This is a genomic window from Pseudoalteromonas sp. LC2018020214 (genome assembly GCF_016598755.1).
GTDB classification, from domain to species: domain Bacteria; phylum Pseudomonadota; class Gammaproteobacteria; order Enterobacterales; family Alteromonadaceae; genus Pseudoalteromonas; species Pseudoalteromonas distincta.
Genome location: NZ_CP066804.1, coordinates 1363566 through 1385586 on the forward strand (window position 1 = coordinate 1363566; position 22021 = coordinate 1385586).

Consider the following 22021-nt stretch of genomic DNA (forward strand, 5'->3'; position numbering starts at 1 on the left):
ATTATATTCATTTGATTGATTTTAACAAGTTATCAATGTCTAATAGAAGAATGAGCTTTAACTGTTGTTTATTATGCATTTTTTCAATAGGTTCTTTTTATTAAACGATCACTATTCAGCCCCTGATCAGGTTGCTAATTGGCGAATAAGTGCACTGCGCATTATTCTATCATTAGTAATGGTGTTATGTTTTGCTGTGGTGTGCCACACGTACGCAAGCGCTATTGAGTTTAACTTAATTTATATTGTTGTATTAACAAGCAGTTTTTTTGCGACTGTATGCGGTTTGCTTATAGCAAGTAAGCGTTTTTATCACTTCAGCGCTCATGTACTTTTAATCGCTATTGTAGCTGCTAGCGTGTCGATGAACTTATTTTTAACAGACTTAGAGCTTGCTAAAGTGGGCTCTATGTATATGTATTCCTGCCCAATAATCGCACTTATGCTACTTGGTTATAGAACAGCCCTTGCTTATGGCGTATTAAACATTGTACCGTTTTATATGATCATCAATAACGTTGATGTATCGGGCTTAACTGGCATTGCTCAACAACTTCCCGATGCCAGCTTATACATTACAGGGCTAATATTCTTATTTTTTAACATTTGTATTCCCCTTGCTGTAGCACGCACAATTGTGGCTGCTAAGCGTTTAAACAAAACAATGATAAGCGCTAATACACACCTTAAAGATAAAAATGAGCTTTATCGAAGCCTGTTCACCGAATCAAATAAAGCCAAAATTATTGTTGACGAAAATCTTGTCATTACTGATTTTAATCAACACGCTATTGATATGTTTGGTATAAAAAAAGAATTAAAAGAAGAATGCGTTAACCTTTCTCATTTATTTCCTACTTTAGTTTTTGACGCCCCTAATGCTCAAAATAAAATTGTGAAGTACAAAAAAAGCTATTTTAAAGCCTGCTACCAGCAAATAACAATGAATACAAACTACCGTGTATACGACTTTTACGATTGCACGCAAGAGCAGCTAATTAAACAAAATTTATCGATGATGGAACAAGAAAATAAACGTTTACGCTTTAGAGACTCGCAAACAAAACTACCTAATAGAGAATGGTTTGAGCTGCAATGCGACAGATTAACAAGCAAATACCAAAAAGGTTTTTTTATCGTTGTTACCCAAAGTGCAAATAGTGAATACTTAAATTTAAAGCTCACTAAAGCCGACTCTCAAGCATTACTTATTAACGCGTATAAGCGTTTAAAGGCGATGGCAGATGGGCCGTTGTTGTGTGCCCATATAGGAGTAGGAAAGCTTGCTTTTATAATTGGCGCAAACTCGCAAAACGAGCTTGAAGATAAGCTATTAATGCAAATAAAAAATACATTAGATAAAACTTATAATGTGTTTGGCACTAAGTGTCAGCAATCATTTTTATTTGGTTTTGCAAAGTATCCTGATCACGGAAAAAGCAGCACAACAGTACTTAGCAATGCGTGCGAAGCACTTAAAGTTGCAAACTGTAATATGCCTCTAAGTGGTTATAACGAAAAACAATCACAAGCTTTTATCGAAAAATACGAAATTTCGATGTTATTAGATGAAGCGCTTCAGCAGGGCGATTTGTCGGTACACTATCAACCTAAAGTAGATGCAACGGGTCAATGTATAGGGCTTGAAGCTTTAGCGCGTTGGAACAGTCCCATACTAGGTAATGTGTCGCCAGTGGTATTTATTCCTATTGCTGAAGAATACAGAATGGTCAGTAGATTAACCGATCTGATTATTCAAAAAGTCTGCGCACAAATTGCCAATTGGACTAAGGCGGGTTTACCGAGTGTGCCGGTGGCAATAAATATATCTCTAATTGATTTTAGCCAAACCGATTTCATGTCAAAACTGGTTAAATACCTTGCCGACTTTAACGTAAAGCCACCTCAAATAGAGTTAGAACTGACTGAAACCTCTCTTGAGGCAAACCAAGCGCATTCGCTAAAGCTTATGCAAACACTGCAATCGTGGGGTTTTACTATTTCGGTTGATGATTTTGGAGTGGGGTATTCTAATATTGCACGCCTTGCCGATTATCCTATTAACAAGCTTAAGTTAGATCGCTCATTAATCAGCCAAGTAACGAGCTCTACGCGTCAAAAAAGTTTAGTTAAAGCGGTGCACGTTATGTGTGAAGAGCTTGATATTAAGTGTGTAGCCGAAGGAGTAGAAACCCAAGAGCAAGTAGCAATAATGACGCAAATGGGGTGTAAAGAATTTCAGGGCTTTTACTTTGCGAAACCAATGCCAGCCGAAAATTTTGCAGAGCATGTTAGCCGCCATGGCTTAGTGTTTAACCCCAAAGAGATGACGGCTCAACTTTAAATGTATAGCAGGTATTTTATTACCTAGTTACAGAGCTGTTGGGCGTTTATAGTTATTTTGCACTGATGAATAACTCCTGCTCCCCAATGCTGTATATCTGATTGAGCAGTACAGCCTGCATCTTCAATTAAAGCAGTATTGGCATCACATAAAAGTAGCACTGCGTTATCATCTTGTACGTTTACAATAAGCGTGTATTCCCCAAAGGGTGCAAGTTTGCTTAAATCGTTTTTAACAGCAGCTTTTAACAATTCATCAGTTGTTGAATAGGATGTTTCACTAAATTTTAGTGTGCCATCAACGGCTGTAGCAATATCTTTTAATTGTGAGGCTAAGTCGGCCATCACTTCTGGATTGTTGTTTTTAGGAGTGTAGCAACCGCTAAGTAATACCATGAGGCTTATACAAAGTAAGTGTTTCATTTTATTTGCTCCATACCGTCATCGTGTTGTCTTCATCGTAGCCTGTATCTAGGTTCCAATTTTTAATTGCACTGTAATCAGTATCTAAAAATACGGCATTGGCAATAATGGTTATGTAGTGCTGAATGTTACTAACGGCAAAGTCAAAAATATCGTTGTAATGCATAGGCTCGTGCGGCGTTTTTAGTTGTTCAATAAAAGTGGGGTCTACTTCGTTTGGGCGAGGATAAAACAAGCCTAAATCAGCAGCAACATGGCGTGCACAGGCAAATAATCGATAGCTTTCTTCAACATTATTTACCACAAGCTGAAAACCGTTATGCCATGAATTAAAGTTAGGAGCGTGTTGTGCTGCGTAGCTTGGGTGAACCGTTAATAAAGCATGTTGCCAAATTTTTGCAATATCGGTATCAAAATTATCGTCTTTGTTAGTACAAGATCCAATATTTTGTTGCACGCGGTCAGCATAACCTAACTCACCTAAGTTTAAACGTTGCCAAATAAACGCGTCTTGATTCATTTCGCAGGTACGGTGCGCCGTTTGGTTTTGCTCATACGGGCCTACTTTTAATTCAACAACCGGATGCACCGTTATATCCGCAGCAACATGGGCCATATAACCGCATAACCAAGCAAAACATTTCTCAAATGCTTCACCTTTAAGTGTTTTACAGTGTTCAATCATGGCTTTAAGTAAATCGCCTGTGTGCTCATAGTGCATTAGGTCGGCCCACGCATTTTGGCCAGGCTGCGCTACAGCTAAGTAAGGATAATCGGGGGCTACACAGCCTAGTTCAAGGTATGCTTGGCGTTGGCTTAAAATAAGCTTTGCTTTTTTAGGCATATCCATTTTAGCGAGTGACTTGGTTTGCGTTGCAATATTAACAGCAGTGATGTGCGCAAAAGCACCTGGCATTGTCATATCCTTATGATTTATTAATAAGGGTACAGATTAACATTGAGAGGGGGTTAAATAAAGCCAACTAAATGCAAGTATAGCGGGGTAAACACCTATTAAATTAGCTGCTCAACTAATTGGCCATTCTCGTATAATTTAGCATGTTGACGTTTATGTTCTTCAAATAGGTAAGCTCTTAGTTGCTCTTGACCGCTATGGATTTGCGTTATTTTAGCGGCTATACCTTGCGTGCTTTGCCTTACGGGTTCTATTTCCATCGAAATACTTTGTTTGTTAGGCAAAATAAATTCCATGTGCTGCGATTTATTTAAATGGTTACCTTTTCTGAGGGGTTTTAAAAACATCCCCGTGTTTGATATTGATTCAATTTTAAACCCTTGGCTTTTAATATTTAGCTCACTCCAGCGCCAACTGCGCAGTGTGCCTTGTGTGTCTATTACTTCGGGGGCGTTTAAAATAGGTTTGATTATACCGGCGCTATCAATTTTTAAGTCCAACGGAAACCATAACTGGTAGTGTGCAACCTCTGCGAGCAGGGTTAAATTAGCGCTATTAAGTAAGTGAGCAATATTGGCTGGTACTGAACTTTGTAACGTTAAAACGTGACTGTTGTGAGCATGTGACTTTTTATTAGGCTTAAATAACTCAGCAAAAAAATTTATCTCTTCATTAGAAAAGTCCATATTTCACCCCAGTTACATAAAATAATTCACCACCGTAATTTAAACAATGAAATTGGTCAATAAATGCCCCGTTTAAATTTGTTTAGATAATATTTACAAAGACAAAAGGGCAAACTAAACAATGTATTTAAATGCAGTGCTTAACCCTAACGTTTTTCAGAGACTTGAATTATTTAACATTTATAAAAATATATTTAGGCGAAAGTGGCTAGCTGTTAAACTACAGCACATTAGTTTTATTATTTATATTAGAGTTTACATTATGATATGTGCATTTTTACGTGATCAACAGCCGAAGTTACTGGGTATGGTAGTGGCATTGGTCGGTGCAGGATTTTCAATAAATGCAGTGGCTCAAGAGCAAAGCCAAACTTTAATTTTAGTGGGGTCAGAGCTTACTACCTGTACTAGCGCCAAGCTCAATAATTGCCAAAAAGAGGCTGTTATTGATGGTAAGTCACATAATTTATATACACTTAGCAGCTCTCAAATAAAAAACATCGCGCAGCATTGGCCTACTAATAATGTTGAGGCAAAAACGGCTGTATTAAAAACACTTAAAACCATACAAAGTAAATCGTCAAATAGCGTATCAAAAACTGATTTACTCTGGCATTGGCGCGATATAAATAATCAGCAATTAGAAAGTCTAACTCAGCAAGAGTACAACTTTGTATTTGATATGCTAGAAGTACCGCTACTTAATAAAAACGGTGAGCGTTTAAAAGAGCAAGTAAATACAGATTTTAATAATGAGGTTGCGACTAATAATATTTTACAATTTGTGTCGGGCAGTTTAAAAGTTAATAACGCAAAACCCACCATGCTTGCTATTACGGCTTCGAGCCGCGACCCTTATGAGTCGGCAGATGTAGCGCAAAGTCTTTTGGCACAATCAAATATAAACACTCAATGGTTAGCACTAACGCCAGCGCTTGCTAAAGCGATTACGAGTAACTCGTGCGATGAATTACCAGCGCTTAGAAATACATTAATGAATGTGTATAACCGTGAAGTGATTTATCCCGATCGCACAAAGGCCGAATACGCTTTATGTAAAAGTGGCACTAATGCACTTGTATCACTTATTAAAAGCAGTACCGGCGTTATGTTTAATAGCGGTAATGCAGCATTAACTCACAAGGTATTATTTGATCAAAACAATAACCCATACCCGTGGACGCAAGCATTGCAAACTCGCCCAGTAATTGTAGGTGAAGGAGCCGGTGCTGCAATCCAAAGTAAAGTGACGGGTATGCTTACAAATACGACAAGCCTTGAGGCACTTCGTAAAGGTGAAAATAACACTAATGCTGGTGGACTTGGCAGCTTTAATTTTGGTGTACTAGATACTCAATTTAGCGAACAAAACCGTACATTTAGGCTTGCAGCAGCGCTAAATAAAAACGAAGTCAAAAATATTAAAACAGAGATTCAACATGGTTTTGGTATTGATGAAAATACGGCTTTGGTTGTTATTAAATCACCAGAAGGTAGTTTAATAACCGTAATAGGCAAAAGTGGTGTAGTGCATTTGGCTAACCAAGGTAAAGCCCAACCTGAGAGTAAGAGCTATAGCTACTCGTACTGGCCTACAAATAGTGTAATTGAAATTACCAATAATACGTTTACCTTAAGCGCACGCACAATAGATGAAGCGTTACCCGCTATAAAAATACCTCCACTGCCAGTGCAGCGTTTTGGCTCAATTTTAACAAATTCAAAACTGCGTTCACTTACTCAAGCGATGTGCCTAAGCCAAGAGCAAAGTGCGGTAGCCCAACAAGACGAGTTTATAATTAGCCTTACAGCAACGAGTGACACACAGTATCATCGCGTAAATGCAAAAGAGTTTGGTTGTGCGCTAAGCAATTTAGAGTTAGCTATAAAGTCGATTTAGTGACTAACCTGAGCCAAGGGTTTAAGTTTTTGGCTCTTCTCTATAAAATAGCCACCATAATGATTTAAAAGCCTTACTAAAAGAGTGTTAAAATGAATAAAGAAAATGATGTAATTTCCAGTCTAGTCGAATTAGAAAGCTTTTTATTAAATGTAGAAAACGGCGGTCTTGGCCTTAAAGGTGTTTCGGGCGTTGGTATGGCAACAAACAATAGTGATGGTAGTCGTTTTGTAGCCGTGTTTGACGATAATCAAAAATTACTTTTAGCGCGCAGTATTACAGAAGATGTATTCCAAACAGGGCAAGATATGGTACGTAATGGTGTAGGGCGCAAGCACTAGTACTTTAATAAAAAGCGCTTAGAGCGCTTTTTTATTTTAATTTCAATAAATTGAAATTAAATGCTTCATATAGATCCCACAAAGGCCACTTCAAGTTAATAACAATCAAATACAACCCCCCTCAAAAACCACAAAACTAGCCAGCTAAACTCAGTTTTATTAAGTGCGCTTAGATAAATAAGATAGTGCTACGGATAAATTGTAGAATCAAAACAGATGGATTTTGGCTATATTTTGAAGAGAAGTTTAATTTATTGATATAGAAGGAGTTTATACCAATTCGCTTAATTAAGTGATCTATTTTTAGGATGGAAAAACGTGTTGATAGCTAGGCAAAAAATTCGCTATTTAGTTGTTCTAAATGAGAATTTTTTAACACAGGTAGCGACACGTTTAGCCCCGCAAAATGATTAAGTATTATTGCGGATTGGTATTAATGGTCGGTATGGAGAGATTCGAACTCTCGACCCCTGCCACCCCATGACAGTGCGCTACCAAGCTGCGCTACATACCGACGTTGTTTGCAATAGTACGTGTATTTTTTTAAAAATCAATAAGCGATTGTTTGTTTGGGTGTTTATTACGCAAGAGGCCTAAAAAGACGCCCTTGCGGTGTATTAATTAGCTAGTCTTTATTTAACCACTTTTTGATCGAGTCATACATCTCATCTCGTATTAATGGCTGAGCTTTTTTGTTAGGGTGTAAACTATCGTTTTGCATTAGATCAGATTGGCTGGCAATATCTAGCATAAAAAAGTTCATTAAATGCGCATTTGTTTCTTCGCTAACGCGCGAAAAAGTGTCAGTAAACATTTTGCTATAACGCGGACCGTAATTAGGGGGAATGTAAATCTCCATTAAGGCGGTCATCGCATTAGCTGCTTGGCTTTTTTGAATAAGAGACGTTAAGTTAGTTTGCATTTTTTTGACTGGAAAACCACGTAAACCGTCATTAGCACCTAGCTCAATAAGTACATGAGTGGGTTCGTATTGCTCAAGCAATGCATCTAAACGGCGTAGGGCTCCACCAGATGTTTCGCCACTAATACTGGCGTTGATAAGTTCAATGTCGGCTTGTTCGTCATCGTATTTATCTTGTAACAATTTTACCCAGCCTTCTTCTTGTTGAAGTCCGTAGGCTGCGCTTAAACTGTCACCGAGTATTAAAATCGTGTTGTCGGCTGCTGCGCTCAGCGGTTTGATAACTAAAAATAAAATGAATACTAAACGAAGGATTGAATGAGTCATATGTCAGCGCTTTCTCAATTAAATATAATTCAGGTTAATGGTTTGTCTAAAGTAGTCTCTACCTTTGAAGGTGAGCTGCCCATCCTCAGCGACATCAGCTTTAATGTCAAGCATGGCGAGTCTGTTGCTATTGTTGGCACGTCGGGCTCTGGTAAATCTACGTTACTCAGTTTATTAGCAGGGCTGGACACCGCCAGCAGCGGTGAAATATTTTTAGATGGTGAACCATTACACAATTTAGATGAAGAAGAGCGTGCTGCACTGCGCGCGGCTAAAATTGGATTTGTATTTCAATCGTTTATGTTAGTACAAAGCTTAACGGCACTAGAAAACGTTATGCTGCCAGCAGAGCTCGCTGGTGAAAGTGATGCAAAAGAGCAAGCAATTGCATTACTTGAAAAAGTAGGCTTGAGCCATCGAATTGATCATTACCCGTCGCAACTCTCTGGCGGTGAACAGCAACGTGTTGCTATTGCGCGAGCATTTATTGGTACACCTAAAATACTATTTGCTGATGAGCCTTCGGCTAATTTAGACAGCAAAAACGGTAAAATGATTGAATCCTTATTATTTGATTTAAACACGCAACACGGCACTACGCTTATTTTGGTTACTCACGATGAAGGGCTTGCACAAAAATGTGAGCACATTATTCAAATAGAAGCGGGCTTACTGGTAAAAAGCCAAGTAGAGGACGTTGCTAATGTGGGTTAAGTTAGCGCTTAAATTATTTTCGCGAGAATTTCGCCGTGGTGAGCTCACGGTTATAAGCGCAGCTATCGCTCTTGCTGTGTTAACCGTGCTTACACTGTCGATGGTTACTGAGCGAATAGGGCAAAGTATTGCGCAAAAAAGCAGTGCTTTTATTGCAGCAGACCGTGTACTTGCAAGCGACCATGTTCTGGACACCGCTTTTATTACTAAAGCACAGAGCCAAAATTTAAAAACGGCGCAAATGGTGTACTTCGACACTATGTTGTTTGCCGATGATGAAATGCAGTTTAGCTCAGTAAAAGCGGCATCTAATGCGTACCCGTTAAAAGGGCAGTTAAAAGTTAAAGATACCCTAACCGGTGAAACTAAAGTTGCTAATAGCGGACCAACGCCTGGTAATGTGTGGCTAAGTGAATCGGTATTTTACAGTTTAAATATTGATATAGGCGCGCAAGTAGAGCTTGGTGCTGCATTATTTAATGTTTCAAAAGTTATTGTAGAAGAGCCCGATGCGCCATTTAATGTATTTTCGAGCAGCCGCCGCGTGCTTATCAATATTGACGATGTGGCAAAAACCGAAGTTGTGCAGCCGGGTAGTCGTGTTTATTACCGCCAACTTTATGCAGGCAGTGAGGCCGACATAAATAGCTTTTACGAGTGGCTTAAACCACAAATGAAAGAAAACCAACAATGGTACGGCGTTAAAGACCGCCAATCACCTATTTCAAATAGTTTAAACCGCGCAGAGAGCTTTTTATTACTTGCAGGCCTATTAGGTATTATTTTGGCAGCAGTGGCTATAGCTGTTTCAGCAAAACGTTATTGTGAACGCCAATACGACCCAGTAGCGATGATGAAAACGCTCGGCGGTAGCCGCTCAATGATCCGCAAAATATACATGCTTCATTTATTACTTGTATGTGCAATGGCGGTAAGTATAGGGCTGTTAATTGGTTATGGCTTGCAAGAAATAGCAACAAGTTACTTATCAAAAAGTATGGGCACAGAGTTACCTTTAGGTGGCTTTAAACCTTGGCTGGTGGCTATAAGCACTGGCGTAATTTGTGCTGTTATGTTTTCTATTAAACCGTTATTTGATTTATTTGATATTCCACCGCTTAGAGTTCTGCGCCGTAACTTAGGTGACAAGTTGGCAGTAAGTCGTGTGCATTTAGGCATGAGTGCGCTAACTGTATTTTTATTAATGTGGTTATTTAGTAACAACATAAAAATAACGCTTATTTTGTTTATATCAACACTTGCGCTAATTGGTGTGTTGTTTTTAGTATCTAAATTAATATTTGGTGGCGGTCGAAAATTAGGACTTAAGCCAGGTAACAGTTGGTCGCTTGCAATTGCATCTATCCAAAAGCGTGCAAATGTGAACGCGGTACAGTTAATTAGTTTTTCGTTAGCGATTAAATTACTGCTGTTTTTAGTGGTACTTAAAAACGACATGATATCTGATTGGCAGTCGCAACTTCCAAGCGACGCGCCTAATGCGTTTTTAGTTAATATTACGCAAAATGAGCTTGAGCCAATTAATGAATATTTAGCTCAAAAAGCTATTCAAGTATCAGAGTTTTATCCCACTATTCGTGGGCGCGTAAATGCGGTGAATGGCGAGTTGGTAGCACGTTCAGTATCGCTGCAAGACAACGAGAAAAAAGACGAAGAAGCACGTGCAGGTATTGGCCGCGAGCTAAATCTTACATGGCTTAAAGATGTGCCTGACCAAAATGAAGTAACACAAGGTACGTGGTTTGGTGAGAATGCGATGGCTGAAGCCTCAGTAGAGGAGTCGATGCTTGAGCGTTTAGATGTTGAGATAGGCGATACGCTCACATTTTTAATTGGTTCGCAGTCGTTCGACGCTAAAATTACCAGTGTGCGCAAAGTTAATTGGGCCACGCTTAAACCTAACTTTTTTATTATTTTAAGCCCAGATGTACTTGCAGATTTTCCGGCGACGTATATTTCGTCGGTACGTATAAACCCAGATCAAAAGCGTGACTTTAGCCAGTTATTGCGTACTTACCCTACTATTACAGCCATTGATATTGATAACTTTGTTAAGCAAATCCAAACAACTATTTCGCAAGTATCGCTCGCCATTGGCTTTGTACTTGCCATTGTTGTGCTGTGTGGCGCGCTTGTACTTATATCGCAAGTGCAAGCTAGTTTAGGTGAGCGCATGCAAGAAATTGTAATACTCAGAACGCTTGGCGCTAAAAGCCGATTAATTAAAAACGCGACCTTGTACGAGTTTTTATTACTCGGCGGTTTAGCTGGCTTAGTTGCCGCATTTTTTAGTGATATAGCGCTTTTAATTGTGCAGCAACAAATGTTTGATTTAGCAGGTAAGTTACACCCGCATATATGGATTATAGGTCCGGTAGCTGGCGGCGTATTTGTGGCAGGTTTAGGCTATTTAATGATTGCCCGAACACTTAAACAAAACACCCAAGGATTAGTGCGTGCCCTAGGGTAAGCTTAAACTAACATGCTCTGTAAATGCCCACCTAGTACGTGGGCATTTTTGTTTTTCTTTGTACTGGTAATTTATACAGTGCTCTGGCATTATTAGCGTAATTTAAAAATAATAACAATGGAGCGCTGTTTGGCCATCATTTTAGGGATCGATCCTGGTTCACGTTTGACCGGATATGGTGTTGTTGCCCATCAAGGTTCTAAATTTACATACTTAGGCAGTGGCTGTATTAAGTTAGCCGATCATCCTTTTCCGGTTAGGCTTAAAATGATCTACCAAGGCATTACACAGCTTATTGAGCAGTTTTCGCCAGAAACCTTTGCCATTGAAAAAGTATTTATGGCGCACAACCCCGATTCAGCTTTAAAACTAGGCCAAGCTAGAGGCGCTGCGATTGTTGGCGCGGCAATGGCCGACTTACCCGTATTTGAATACTCAGCTAGGCAAATTAAGCAAGCAGTAGTAGGCAACGGTGGCGCAGATAAAACACAAGTGCAACACATGGTAAAAAATATTTTAAAATTACCCGGTACGCCACAGGCCGATGCAGCTGATGCACTCGCTATTGCGATTTGCCACGCCCACTCAGAACAAAATTTAATTAAACTAGCGGGCAGCGCAAGCAAAACCGTTAGAGGACGTTTAAGGAAATAATTATGATAGGCCGCTTAAATGGTATTTTAGTCGAAAAACAGCCACCAGAAATATTACTCGAAGTAAGTGGTGTAGGTTACGAAGTACAAATGCCAATGACCTGTTTTTACGACTTACCAAAAATTGGTGAAAATGCGATTGTTTACACTCACTTTGTAGTGCGTGAAGATGCTCAACTATTATTTGGTTTTAATAATAAAGTTGAACGTGCTTTGTTTAGAGAGCTATTAAAAGCAAATGGCGTAGGGCCAAAACTTGGCTTAGCTATTTTATCGGGCATGTCGGCAAAACAATTTGTAAGTTGTGTAAATAACGAAGACTCAACATCGCTTGTTAAATTACCCGGTGTAGGTAAAAAAACAGCCGAGCGTTTAGTACTCGAAATGAAAGACAGGCTAAAAGATTGGGGTAATGATTTATTTACGCCATTTAGTGACAGCGCAGTAATAGAGCCAATGAGCGATGCGACAATTGCTAATAATGCAGCGGATGATGCCGTATCGGCACTGCTTGCATTAGGTTATAAATTGCCACAAGCTCAAAAAGCAGTAAAATCGATAAGTAAACCCGATATGTCTACTGAGGTTCTTATTAGAGAATCTTTAAAATCTATGTTGTGAGTAACCCATGATTGAAGCGGATCGCTTAATTGATGCGACTGAAAAAACAAATGAAGACTCTATAGATCGTGCAATCAGACCAAAACTTTTAGCCGACTACAGAGGCCAGCCTCATGTTAAGCAGCAAATGGAAATTTTTATTGAAGCTGCCCGAACCCGTGGTGAAGCGCTCGATCATTTATTAATATTTGGCCCACCTGGGCTTGGTAAAACCACGCTTGCAAATATTGTAGCCAATGAATTACACGTAAGTATTAAAACAACATCAGGCCCTGTACTTGAAAAAGCAGGCGATTTAGCTGCTCTACTTACTAATTTAGAAGAAGGCGATGTACTGTTTATCGATGAAATACACAGGCTAAGCCCGCAAGTTGAAGAAATACTGTATCCCGCAATGGAAGACTACCAGCTTGATATAATGATTGGTGAAGGCCCAGCTGCGCGTTCTATTAAATTAGACTTACCTGCATTTACACTTATTGGTGCAACCACACGAGCAGGCTCGCTTACATCGCCACTGCGTGACCGTTTTGGAATTGTGCAGCGATTAGAGTTTTATTCTGTAGAAGATTTATCGCACATAGTAGGGCGCTCTGCACATTATCTTGGTTTAGAAATGTGTGACGATGGCGCTACCGAAATCGCGCAGCGCTCGCGCGGCACACCACGTATTGCAAACCGCTTATTGCGCCGTGTACGCGATTACACTCAAGTAAAATCTGACGGCACAGTAAACGCCGATGTAGCTAAGCAAGCCCTTGATATGATTGACGTAGATAAAAGTGGTTTTGATTATATGGACCGCAAATATTTACTCGCCATAATCGAAAAATTTATGGGCGGCCCAGTAGGGCTCGACAATGTAGCGGCTGCTATTGGTGAAGAGCGCGAAACAATAGAAGATGTAATAGAACCATTTTTAATCCAGCAAGGATTTATTCAGCGTACACCACGCGGGCGCATAGTGTCTGACAGTGCATACCATCACTTTGGTTTACTTCCTAAAAAAGACTAGCCTATATACTTTACTTGCTGTGTTTTATTGCGCAGCAGGTAATTGTCTCAGTATCCCTTTGTTTCAAATTATTATACCCAAAACCTCAACACACTGTTGCAAATGTTATTTCAAAATACTAATACGCTTTATAGTTAACTGTTAATTCACAGGGCGTTAAGACTCGCGAAGCTATCCTGCGTACCATTCAAACTAGTAAGCGATTTCTTATTGTAAATTAGGTAGGGCAATTATTAGTTTATAAATAATACCAATCTGCTTATATATGGGGTCTACTTAACGTTAAGAAAATTACGCTAGAACTAGGCAAAAATTTTTGTATCTAGTTGTTCTAAATAAAAAATTTTTAACGACGTTATAGTGCAATTTAATTCGTTAAATTGATCAAAGATTTATGCAGGTTGGTATGAAATATGTAGCGCACTAAATTGCAGGCAAAAAAAAGCCCGCAAAAAATGCGGGCAAACAACAAGTTGAAGGAAGTAATCCAGGGGAACTACGTTTTACTAAATTTGGTTTTATCCAGAAAGAGTAAAACAATGTAATACGATAAAATATCCTATTACTAAGAACTTGGCTTAATGAAACTATCTCATTCAGTGCGCTAGCTCGGTATGGGAGAATAATACGTAAGTTTACTTTTTTGTTCAAACTAGAAAATTTGTATTTTCAGATTAGAAAAACTAATTTAGTGAATTTTATTGTTGTTTGAATCTTGTGCGTTAATTAATCGTTAAATTTATAAGTTTATGAAATTTATAACTTAAGTAATTTATTTCGTTATAGCTCGGTATTAGTTTTACTATTACGTGCAGGTGAGGCTTATAGGTTTTGAGTGTTTATGCTCTTATTTTGAATAAACGGCGCATTTTATGACGTTTCATGTATATATTTACGCATATTTATAGTTAGCGAGTTAGTTTAAAAGTTTAAATAAAATACTGAGGTAAAGGGAAATGCCAACTAAAGCTGTTTTTTTAACGTTTTTTGTTGCCTATTCATAGCAATACCGTTGTCAGCTTGAAATGGACTAGATACACTAGATGCAACTTTTGGCCGTGTAAGCGGTCATATTTACACAAATTAACCAATTTGCCGTATTTTGAAATTATTTAGGAGTTTAACGTGGGATCAGGGCTTAATTTTTTAGATCTAATTTTAGAAGCAAGTTTGCTTGTTCAATTAGTAATGTTAGGGCTAGTTGCCATGTCTGTAATGTCGTGGACAATTATATTTCAACGTAAAAAAGCAATATCGGATGCGCTAATAAATGCTAAGAAATTTGAGCAAAAGTTTTGGTCGGGTATTGATTTAAGCAAATTATATAACGAGATATCGTCACGCAGCGGTCAGTCTCAAGGCATTGAAGCTTTGTTTACTTCGGGCTTTAAAGAGTTTGCTCGCCATAAAAAGAATACATTTCAAAGTGCGAGTATTGTTATGGAAGGAACGCACCGCTCTATGCGTGTTGCGCTTTCTCGTGAAATTGAAAAAATGGAATCTAGCCTATCGTTTTTAGCAACAGTAGGTTCTATAAGTCCGTACATCGGTTTGTTTGGTACAGTGTGGGGTATAATGAATGCCTTTATTGCACTAGGTGAAGTTAAGCAAGCTACATTACAAATGGTAGCACCTGGTATTGCAGAGGCACTTATTGCGACTGCTATGGGTTTATTTGCGGCGATCCCTGCTGTTATTGCTTATAACCGTTTTTCAAACAGTGTTGAAAAGCTTGAGTCTCACTATATTAACTTTATGGAAGAGTTTGCTAATATTTTACACCGTCAAGCAGCTACACAAATAGAGGCACAAGCGAATGTATCAGCGTAAAAAGCGCCGTCCGGTCGCAGAGATTAATGTAGTACCTTACATTGATGTAATGTTGGTACTACTTATAATATTTATGGCTACAGCACCCCTTATAACGCATGGTGTAAAAGTTGATTTACCTAAAATGGAAGAGTCTGATTTAGTTGATACTAAAGATACTCCGCCTATTATTGCCTCAATAGATGCACAAGGTAAATATTACGTGAGTGTAGGTACTGATCCTGAAGAGCCTATGGAAGCACTTGATGTAGCGGCGGTTATAAAATTACAGCTAATGAAAAATCCTGACGTGCCGGTAATGATTAAAGGCTCGGGTAAGGTGTCGTATCAAGAAGTATTATTACTAATGGATTTTTTGAAAAATGCAGGCGTACCATCAGTAGGATTAATGACTGAATCCTTTGAGGGGAAGTAGCTGTATGAATAGTTCAGTAGTAAAATCAATAGTACTTCATTTAGGGATTGGTGGATTTTTGTATGCTTCTGCAAATATTCATCCGCCAACACCTAAAGTAATGGAAGTAACGCTTAATTCGGCTATACCTAAGCCAGATAAAGCGGTATCAGCCGTTACAGTTGATCAAAAACAAGTTGAGCAAAAAATTGCTGAGCTTCAAAAGAAAGAAAAAGATAAAAAAAGTGCTGAAGATAAACGTATCCGTGATTTAGAACGCAGAGCGGCCAATGCACGAAAGCAACGCGAATCAGAAGCACGTAATATTAAAAAGCTAGAGCAAGAGCGTAAAGCTAAAGAGAAAGAAAAAGCGCAAGCCGAGGCAGAAGCTAAAAAAGCACGTGCCATTGAGCAAAAAGAGCGTGCTAAAGCTAAGCAAGCCGAAAAGCAAAAGCAAGAAGCTGAAAACGCAGCAAAAGCAGCAGCTGACAAACGCAAAGCTGAAGAAGAAGCACTTAAAAAAGCAGAAGCTGAGCGCAAAAAGCGTGAAGAGGAAGCAAAAGAGCGTGCTGCTGAGGCCGAACGTAAACGCCAGCAAGCAATGCAAGAGCAAATGTTACAAGAGCAACTTGCCAAAGAGCAGGCTGCCCGTAGTAAAATACGTCAGCAACAAGTGGTGAGCGAAGTTGATAAGTACCGTGCATTAATTATGGCGCGTATTCAGCAAAACTTACTGATTGATGAAAAAATGAAAAACCAACAGTGCCGAGTTAATATTCGTTTGGGCTTTAATGGTTTAGTAACGCAAGTTAAATCGTTAGGTGGCGACAAGTTAGTATGTGAAGCTGCATTAAGAGCAGTGCGCATGGCTGACACATTACCGGTATCTAAAGATAAAGACGTATTCGAAAAACTTAAGAATATTAATTTAACAATCAAGCCAGAATTTTAAAGGAATGATATGTTCAACAAAATAAAAATAGCCTGTTTAGTTTTACTGTTTGGGTTTACGGGTGTTGCTAATGCAGCGCTTGAAATTGTAATAACAGAAGGTGTAGACGGTGCAAGGCCTATTGCCATTGTACCTTTTAAATACCAAGGTGTTGGTCCAATTCCTGAAAAGCTAAGTGGTGTTATTGCTGCCGATTTAATGCGCAGTGGTAAGTTTAAACCTGTTGATGTGGCGCAAATGCCGCAACAGCCAAGTAAAGATGGCGAAATTGATTATGCGTCTTGGGTTAATAAAGGTGTTGAAGCTGTTCTTGTTGGTGAGGTTGAACAACAAACTGATGGGCGTTATTTAGTTCGTTATGAGTTAGTTGATGTGATTCGCGGCCAAATTACCGGTGGCAATACGCAAATGATGAGTAACGGTAAGTTAGTTAAAAGCCAAGATCATATTTTAGAAGCGCGTGAAAGTGTTATTGGCGAGAGTGGTTTTCGCCGTTACTCTCATCGAATCAGTGATGTTATTTATGAAAAGCTAACGGGTGAAAAGGGCGCGTTTTTAACTAAAATTGCATATGTAATAGTACGTGATAACGAGCCTAAACCTTATCAGCTAGTCGTTGCTGATTACGATGGTTTTAACGAACAGGTATTACTTCGTTCAAAAGAACCATTAATGTCGCCAGCATGGTCACCAAATGGTACTAAACTAGCGTATGTAACGTTTGAAAACCGTCAAAGCCAAATTTACATTCAAGATATATACACAGGTAAGCGTGAAATAATAGCAAGCTACCGTGGTATTAATGGTGCACCGCAGTTTTCGCCAGATGGCAAAAAGCTATTATTAGTGCTTTCTAAAGATAAGACGGGTGCGACAGAAGTTTACATGCTTGACCTTGCTACACGTAAAGAAACACGCTTAACAAATCATCGTAGCATAGATACTGAGCCATCTTGGCACCCTAATGGCCAAGATATTGTGTTTACATCTGAAAGGGGTGGTAATGCTCAGATTTATAAGTTAAATTTAAAAACAGGTAGGTCACAACGACTCACCTTTGATGGTGATATGAACCTTGCTGGTTCTATAACACCAGATGGAAAAGAATTAGTGATGGTTAACCGTACCAACGGGCAGTACCATCTTGCTAAGAAAGAGCTGGCTACAGGTGCGTTTCAAGTATTAACGAGAACACGCCTAGATGAATCACCGAGCATAGCGCCAAATGGTTCGATGATTATATACAGCACGCTCCATAATAATAAACAGGTACTTGCGCTAGTATCGATGGACGGCCGATTTAAAGCACGGTTACCTGTGCTAGACGGACAAGTAAAGGCACCAGCTTGGTCGCCATACTTACAGTAATATTACTGGTTTACTCAAAATAGGAATCTACTCAATGCAACTTAACAAAATACTTAAAGGCCTGCTAATTGCTGTGCCAGTAATGACATTAGCAGCTTGTAGCTCATCTTCTGATATTGATGAAGGTGCTGCAAACCAATCAAATCAAGGCGTTGTTGAGCAATCAACTAACACTGATACAGTTGAAGTAGCTACAATCTCTCCTGAGCAACAAGCAGAAGAGCAACTTCGTCAAAAGTACGAAGCACTTCGTCAAGAGCAAGTAATTTACTTTGACTTTGATAAAGCGACTGTTGAAGGTAAGTACGCTGATTTACTTCGTGCACATGCTGAGTTTTTAGTTCAAAACCCATCAGTTAAAGTACTAATTGAAGGCCACGCAGATGAGCGCGGTACTCCAGAGTACAACATTGCACTAGGTGAGCACCGTGGCCAAGCAGTTGAAAAATACCTATTAAGCTTAGGTGTTTCAGCTAGCCAAATGTCAGTGGTAAGCTACGGTGAAGAGAAGCCAATGGTTAAATCTCGCACTGAATCAGCTTTCGCTAAAAACCGCCGTGCGGTACTAGTTTACTAAGATAAGAGATATTATGAAGCCGAAAATTATTTTGGCAGCCATGATATTGAGCGGGAGCACCCAGTTAATGGCTGCTCCCGCTCCTGTTTCAGAAGCTGCAAGTTCACAATCAAGTATTGAGAAGCGATTAGCGTCACTTGAGAATATGATGCAGTCGCGTAACTTTTTACAAGTAGAGTTACAGCAACAACTTAACTTGTTACAAGACGAAGTAAGTCAAATTCGCGGTGTAACTGAAGAGCAAAGCTACAAACTTGAAAAAGTACTGCAGCGTCAGCGTGAGTTGTATCAAGAGATTGAAAACCGCGTGAGCCAGGCTTATACACAGCCAACAGCAGCTCCAGTAGTCGATCAGGCGCAGCCAAACGATGCACAGAGCTACAGCAGTGACTTATCTGAAAATGAAGCGTACGAGCGTGCTGTTGCGTTAATAATGAAAGATAAACGTTATGATCAAGCGATTCCTGAATTTCAAACGTTTTTAACTACCTATCCAAACTCTGTATATGCGTCTAACGCGCATTATTGGTTAGGGCAGTTGCTTACTATTAAAAATGATGGCGTAAAAGCGGTGGAGCATTTTAAAGTGGTTGTTAACGAATTTCCAAATTCTAATAAACGCCCTGATGCAATGCTAAAGTTAGGCACACTTTTACAAGATCAAGGTTCAGCGGCGCAAGCACAAAAAATATTGAGCGATCTTATCAATCAATACCCAAGTACTACCGCTGCAAAACTAGCAACTGATCGTTTGGGAAACTAAAGTTCACCAGCGATTAAATTTCTAGTTAAGGCGAGCAAACTACATGGAAACTCTCGAAGAATCTTGGATTTGCATGTAGTTTGAGCATAAACGGTTTAATTTTGTGCATCTAGACATAAAAACTTAAAAAAAGAGACAATTTCGGTTGCACTCATTTTATAAATAAGTATTATAAGCGCCCGCAGCAAACGAATGGTTACCCCACTCGAAATGCGACAAAAAGAGCGGGTTATTAGCTCAGTTGGTAGAGCAGTTGACTTTTAATCAATTGGTCGATGGTTCAAATCCATCATAACCCACCATTCTTTGAATGGTCTTTTATCGGCGGATTTACGTACAATACTAAGTTGTTATAAAACGCAACGTCAGAGCGGGTCATTAGCTCAGTTGGTAGAGCAGTTGACTTTTAATCAATTGGTCGATGGTTCAAATCCATCATGACCCACCATTCTTTATTCCTTGTGAATACGGTTTGGCATCAATCGGCGGATTCACGTAGGCTTAACTTAGTAATAAGTTAGCAACTGGAATGGGTTATTAGCTCAGTTGGTAGAGCAGTTGACTTTTAATCAATTGGTCGATGGTTCAAATCCATCATAACCCACCATTCTTTATTCCTTGCGAATAATGATTGGTTCCAATCGGCGGATTTACGCAAAGTAGTAAGTTGCATTTAAACGCAACAATAGAGCGGGTCATTAGCTCAGTTGGTAGAGCAGTTGACTTTTAATCAATTGGTCGATGGTTCAAATCCATCATGACCCACCATTCTTTATTCCTTATGAATAGTGTTTGGCATCAATCGGCGGATTTACGTAAGCTTCATTCATAATTGAATAAGTGCATAGAGCGGGTTATTAGCTCAGTTGGTAGAGCAGTTGACTTTTAATCAATTGGTCGATGGTTCAAATCCATCATAACCCACCATTCTATGAAAAGTTATATAAGAGCGGGTCATTAGCTCAGTTGGTAGAGCAGTTGACTTTTAATCAATTGGTCGATGGTTCAAATCCATCATGACCCACCATTCTTTATTCCTTATGAATAGTGTTTGGTATCAATCGGCGGATATACGTAAGCTTCATTCATAATTGAATAAGCGCATAGATTGGGTTATTAGCTCAGTTGGTAGAGCAGTTGACTTTTAATCAATTGGTCGATGGTTCAAATCCATCATAACCCACCATTCTATGACAGTTTAATCGGCGGATTTACGCAGCTTTTTACAAAGCAGATTTATATTAGAGCGGGTCATTAGCTCAGTTGGTAGAGCAGTTGACTTTTAATCAATTGGTCGATGGTTCAAATCCATCATGACCCACCACTCTCTAATACTTTCCTTTATATTCTTTTTTAATTTCCCACTTTATTTTTTATAAACAGCCTTACTAGTTTGCTGTTATTTGCTTTCATATTCTCGTATAATTCGCCCTAATTAATGCACTGTAGATAAGTGGTCGAGAACATGAGTCTAGCTCAAACTATTATGCCTGAAGGTTATATTTTTCCCCCTAAGCCAGCACCGTTAACACAAGACGAGCAAGGCGAATATAAAGCGCGTATAAAACAATTACTAAAAGATAAAAATGCAGTACTTGTTGCCCATTATTATACCGATCCTGAAATTCAAGCACTTGCTGAAGAAACCGGCGGCTGCGTTGCCGACTCGCTAGAAATGGCGCGTTTTGGTGCACGTCACGACGCAGATATGATTATTGTTGCTGGCGTAAAATTTATGGGCGAAACAGCCAAAATTTTAACGCCAAATAAAACGGTTGTTATGCCAACGCTTGAAGCAACATGTTCGTTAGATATTGGTTGCCCGATAGACGAGTTCTCTGCGTTTTGCGATCAGCACCCAGATCGTAAAGTCGTTGTATATGCAAACACGTCTACGGCTGTTAAAGCACGTGCAGATTGGATTGTAACTTCATCATGTGCACTTGAAATAGTAGAGCACCTCGATGAGCAAGGCGAAAAAATAATTTGGGGCCCAGATAAGCACCTTGGTAGTTATATTCAAAAAAATACCGGTGCTGATATGCTTATGTGGAATGGCGCATGTATTGTACATGACGAGTTTAAAACAAAAGCACTTAAAGACATGAAAGCGCTACACCCAGATGCAGGCGTATTAGTTCATCCTGAGTCACCAGCAGAAATAGTTGCTCTTGCCGATTCGGTTGGATCTACGAGCCAATTAATCAAAGCAGCGCAAACAATGGACAATAAAAAGTTTATTGTAGCAACCGATCGCGGCATCTTTTATAAAATGCAGCAACTATGTCCAGATAAAGAGTTTTTTGCGGCTCCTACGGCAGGTGAGGGCGCTTCATGTAAAAGTTGCGCACATTGCCCTTGGATGGCAATGAATGGCTTAAAAGCGATTGAGGAAGCCCTCATAAGTCCTAAAGGCAAAGAAGTATTCGTTGATATGGATTTACGCGAAGGCGCACTTAAATCCTTAAATCGCATGCTTGAGTTTACTGCGAGCATGGCTAAGTAACTTTTAAAGTATAAATTAAAAACGGTTAAGTCTTAGATTTAGCCGTTTTTTTGTGCCTATAGGTAAGTGTTGCTTGATTAGTAAGCATTTAAAGGCCCAAATTTAAAAATGCCTTGCACCTTAAGGGTCTATTTCATACTATAGCGCGCTGTTGCATTACACAATTGCAGCACCGTGGAGGGATGGCTGAGTGGCTGAAGGCGCACGCCTGGAAAGTGTGTTTAGGTTTATCCCTAACGAGGGTTCGAATCCCTCTCCCTCCACCATTATTCTTAGAGC

19 protein-coding genes and 10 tRNA genes are annotated in these 22021 nt (G+C 39.4%); 24 read left to right on the forward strand and 5 right to left on the reverse strand.

Going from position 1 to position 22021, the window contains the following annotated elements; genetic code table 11:
- The first annotated feature begins 73 nt into the window (after positions 1-73).
- On the forward strand, positions 74-2344 hold the full coding sequence (locus tag JG479_RS06005; RefSeq protein WP_138488831.1) for a sensor domain-containing protein: 2271 nt from the start codon (positions 74-76) through the stop codon (positions 2342-2344).
- 23 nt (positions 2345-2367) lie between these two features.
- On the opposite strand, the gene JG479_RS06010 is transcribed toward JG479_RS06005, so the two are convergent.
- From JG479_RS06010 to JG479_RS06020, 3 genes are all read right to left on the reverse strand, one after another.
- Positions 2368-2766, reverse strand: a complete 399-nt coding sequence (locus tag JG479_RS06010; RefSeq protein WP_039490150.1) for a hypothetical protein — start codon at positions 2764-2766, stop codon at positions 2368-2370.
- Position 2767: 1 nt separating this feature from the next.
- Positions 2768-3682, reverse strand: coding sequence for a zinc dependent phospholipase C family protein (locus tag JG479_RS06015; protein ID WP_200220126.1), 915 nt, complete (start codon positions 3680-3682; stop codon positions 2768-2770).
- A gap of 98 nt (positions 3683-3780) precedes the next feature.
- The gene (locus JG479_RS06020; protein WP_149602905.1) at positions 3781-4368 is read right to left on the reverse strand and encodes a hypothetical protein; all 588 of its coding nucleotides are present in this window, start codon (positions 4366-4368) and stop codon (positions 3781-3783) included.
- Between the two features lie 262 nt (positions 4369-4630).
- Here JG479_RS06020 and JG479_RS06025 point away from each other — a divergent pair, with 262 nt between their 5' ends.
- Together JG479_RS06025 and JG479_RS06030 are read left to right on the forward strand one after the other, a co-directional pair.
- On the forward strand, positions 4631-6268 hold the full coding sequence (locus tag JG479_RS06025; RefSeq protein ID WP_200220127.1) for a cyanophycinase: 1638 nt from the start codon (positions 4631-4633) through the stop codon (positions 6266-6268).
- A 92-nt stretch (positions 6269-6360) separates the two neighbouring features.
- The gene (locus JG479_RS06030; RefSeq protein WP_193226263.1) at positions 6361-6609 is read left to right on the forward strand and encodes a hypothetical protein; all 249 of its coding nucleotides are present in this window, start codon (positions 6361-6363) and stop codon (positions 6607-6609) included.
- Between the two features lie 437 nt (positions 6610-7046).
- Here the strand turns inward: JG479_RS06030 and JG479_RS06035 are convergent.
- A tRNA-Pro gene (locus JG479_RS06035) sits at positions 7047-7123 on the reverse strand.
- A gap of 111 nt (positions 7124-7234) precedes the next feature.
- Positions 7235-7858, reverse strand: a complete 624-nt coding sequence (locus JG479_RS06040; RefSeq protein ID WP_002960656.1) for an arylesterase — start codon at positions 7856-7858, stop codon at positions 7235-7237.
- On the opposite strand from JG479_RS06040, the gene JG479_RS06045 reads away from it, so the two are divergent.
- From JG479_RS06045 to JG479_RS06145, 21 genes are all read left to right on the forward strand, one after another.
- Positions 7859-8572, forward strand: a complete 714-nt coding sequence (locus JG479_RS06045; RefSeq protein ID WP_008137049.1) for an ABC transporter ATP-binding protein — start codon at positions 7859-7861, stop codon at positions 8570-8572. It abuts the gene before it with no gap.
- Positions 8562-11063, forward strand: a complete 2502-nt coding sequence (locus tag JG479_RS06050) for an ABC transporter permease (RefSeq protein WP_039490138.1) — start codon at positions 8562-8564, stop codon at positions 11061-11063. The genes JG479_RS06045 and JG479_RS06050 overlap by 11 nt, the downstream gene beginning before the upstream one ends.
- 129 nt (positions 11064-11192) lie before the next feature.
- Positions 11193-11717 carry a crossover junction endodeoxyribonuclease RuvC gene (ruvC, locus tag JG479_RS06055; RefSeq protein WP_002960649.1) on the forward strand — a complete coding sequence of 175 codons (525 nt, stop codon included), beginning with the start codon at positions 11193-11195 and terminating at the stop codon, positions 11715-11717.
- Positions 11718-11719: 2 nt separating this feature from the next.
- Complete coding sequence (ruvA, locus tag JG479_RS06060; RefSeq protein WP_002960647.1) at positions 11720-12337, forward strand: Holliday junction branch migration protein RuvA; 618 nt, start codon at positions 11720-11722, stop codon at positions 12335-12337.
- A gap of 7 nt (positions 12338-12344) precedes the next feature.
- Positions 12345-13352, forward strand: a complete 1008-nt coding sequence (ruvB, locus tag JG479_RS06065; protein WP_002960645.1) for a Holliday junction branch migration DNA helicase RuvB — start codon at positions 12345-12347, stop codon at positions 13350-13352.
- A gap of 1125 nt (positions 13353-14477) precedes the next feature.
- Positions 14478-15182: a protein TolQ gene (gene tolQ / locus JG479_RS06070; protein WP_002960643.1), complete on the forward strand. Its 705-nt coding sequence runs from the start codon at positions 14478-14480 to the stop codon at positions 15180-15182.
- Positions 15169-15597 (forward strand): protein TolR, encoded by a 429-nt coding sequence (gene tolR, locus JG479_RS06075; RefSeq protein WP_002960641.1) that lies wholly within the window; start codon positions 15169-15171, stop codon positions 15595-15597. Before tolQ ends, tolR begins: the two co-directional genes overlap by 14 nt.
- A gap of 4 nt (positions 15598-15601) precedes the next feature.
- Positions 15602-16528: a cell envelope integrity protein TolA gene (gene tolA / locus JG479_RS06080; protein ID WP_200220128.1), complete on the forward strand. Its 927-nt coding sequence runs from the start codon at positions 15602-15604 to the stop codon at positions 16526-16528.
- 9 nt (positions 16529-16537) lie between these two features.
- Positions 16538-17896 carry a Tol-Pal system beta propeller repeat protein TolB gene (gene tolB / locus JG479_RS06085; protein WP_182682632.1) on the forward strand — a complete coding sequence of 453 codons (1359 nt, stop codon included), beginning with the start codon at positions 16538-16540 and terminating at the stop codon, positions 17894-17896.
- A 34-nt stretch (positions 17897-17930) separates the two neighbouring features.
- Complete coding sequence (pal, locus tag JG479_RS06090) at positions 17931-18473, forward strand: peptidoglycan-associated lipoprotein Pal (RefSeq protein WP_002960636.1); 543 nt, start codon at positions 17931-17933, stop codon at positions 18471-18473.
- Positions 18474-18486: 13 nt separating this feature from the next.
- On the forward strand, positions 18487-19236 hold the full coding sequence (ybgF, locus tag JG479_RS06095; RefSeq protein ID WP_033021320.1) for a tol-pal system protein YbgF: 750 nt from the start codon (positions 18487-18489) through the stop codon (positions 19234-19236).
- Positions 19237-19462: 226 nt separating this feature from the next.
- Positions 19463-19538 (forward strand) — tRNA-Lys (locus JG479_RS06100).
- 70 nt (positions 19539-19608) lie between these two features.
- Positions 19609-19684 (forward strand) — tRNA-Lys (locus JG479_RS06105).
- Between the two features lie 83 nt (positions 19685-19767).
- A tRNA-Lys gene (locus JG479_RS06110) sits at positions 19768-19843 on the forward strand.
- 85 nt (positions 19844-19928) lie between these two features.
- Positions 19929-20004: transfer RNA gene (locus JG479_RS06115), tRNA-Lys, on the forward strand.
- A gap of 83 nt (positions 20005-20087) precedes the next feature.
- Positions 20088-20163: transfer RNA gene (locus tag JG479_RS06120), tRNA-Lys, on the forward strand.
- A gap of 24 nt (positions 20164-20187) precedes the next feature.
- Positions 20188-20263 (forward strand) — tRNA-Lys (locus JG479_RS06125).
- Between the two features lie 83 nt (positions 20264-20346).
- Positions 20347-20422 (forward strand) — tRNA-Lys (locus tag JG479_RS06130).
- 62 nt (positions 20423-20484) lie between these two features.
- Positions 20485-20560 (forward strand) — tRNA-Lys (locus JG479_RS06135).
- A gap of 141 nt (positions 20561-20701) precedes the next feature.
- Complete coding sequence (nadA, locus tag JG479_RS06140; protein ID WP_002962419.1) at positions 20702-21742, forward strand: quinolinate synthase NadA; 1041 nt, start codon at positions 20702-20704, stop codon at positions 21740-21742.
- Between the two features lie 176 nt (positions 21743-21918).
- Positions 21919-22008: transfer RNA gene (locus tag JG479_RS06145), tRNA-Ser, on the forward strand.
- Positions 22009-22021: the final 13 nt, after the last annotated feature.

Excerpts from the sequence above, each read along its gene's own strand:
- JG479_RS06005 (WP_138488831.1), top strand. The coding sequence starts at position 74 with ATGCATTTTTTCAATAGGTTCTTTTTATTAAACGATCACTATTCAGCC.
- JG479_RS06010 (WP_039490150.1), bottom strand. The coding sequence starts at position 2,766 with ATGAAACACTTACTTTGTATAAGCCTCATGGTATTACTTAGCGGTTGC.
- JG479_RS06015 (WP_200220126.1), bottom strand. The coding sequence starts at position 3,682 with ATGCCAGGTGCTTTTGCGCACATCACTGCTGTTAATATTGCAACGCAA.
- JG479_RS06020 (WP_149602905.1), bottom strand. The coding sequence starts at position 4,368 with ATGGACTTTTCTAATGAAGAGATAAATTTTTTTGCTGAGTTATTTAAG.
- JG479_RS06025 (WP_200220127.1), top strand. The coding sequence starts at position 4,631 with ATGATATGTGCATTTTTACGTGATCAACAGCCGAAGTTACTGGGTATG.
- JG479_RS06030 (WP_193226263.1), top strand. The coding sequence starts at position 6,361 with ATGAATAAAGAAAATGATGTAATTTCCAGTCTAGTCGAATTAGAAAGC.
- JG479_RS06040 (WP_002960656.1), bottom strand. The coding sequence starts at position 7,858 with ATGACTCATTCAATCCTTCGTTTAGTATTCATTTTATTTTTAGTTATC.
- JG479_RS06045 (WP_008137049.1), top strand. The coding sequence starts at position 7,859 with ATGTCAGCGCTTTCTCAATTAAATATAATTCAGGTTAATGGTTTGTCT.
- JG479_RS06050 (WP_039490138.1), top strand. The coding sequence starts at position 8,562 with ATGTGGGTTAAGTTAGCGCTTAAATTATTTTCGCGAGAATTTCGCCGT.
- ruvA (WP_002960647.1), top strand. The coding sequence starts at position 11,720 with ATGATAGGCCGCTTAAATGGTATTTTAGTCGAAAAACAGCCACCAGAA.
- ruvB (WP_002960645.1), top strand. The coding sequence starts at position 12,345 with ATGATTGAAGCGGATCGCTTAATTGATGCGACTGAAAAAACAAATGAA.
- tolR (WP_002960641.1), top strand. The coding sequence starts at position 15,169 with ATGTATCAGCGTAAAAAGCGCCGTCCGGTCGCAGAGATTAATGTAGTA.
- tolA (WP_200220128.1), top strand. The coding sequence starts at position 15,602 with ATGAATAGTTCAGTAGTAAAATCAATAGTACTTCATTTAGGGATTGGT.
- tolB (WP_182682632.1), top strand. The coding sequence starts at position 16,538 with ATGTTCAACAAAATAAAAATAGCCTGTTTAGTTTTACTGTTTGGGTTT.
- pal (WP_002960636.1), top strand. The coding sequence starts at position 17,931 with ATGCAACTTAACAAAATACTTAAAGGCCTGCTAATTGCTGTGCCAGTA.
- ybgF (WP_033021320.1), top strand. The coding sequence starts at position 18,487 with ATGAAGCCGAAAATTATTTTGGCAGCCATGATATTGAGCGGGAGCACC.
- nadA (WP_002962419.1), top strand. The coding sequence starts at position 20,702 with ATGAGTCTAGCTCAAACTATTATGCCTGAAGGTTATATTTTTCCCCCT.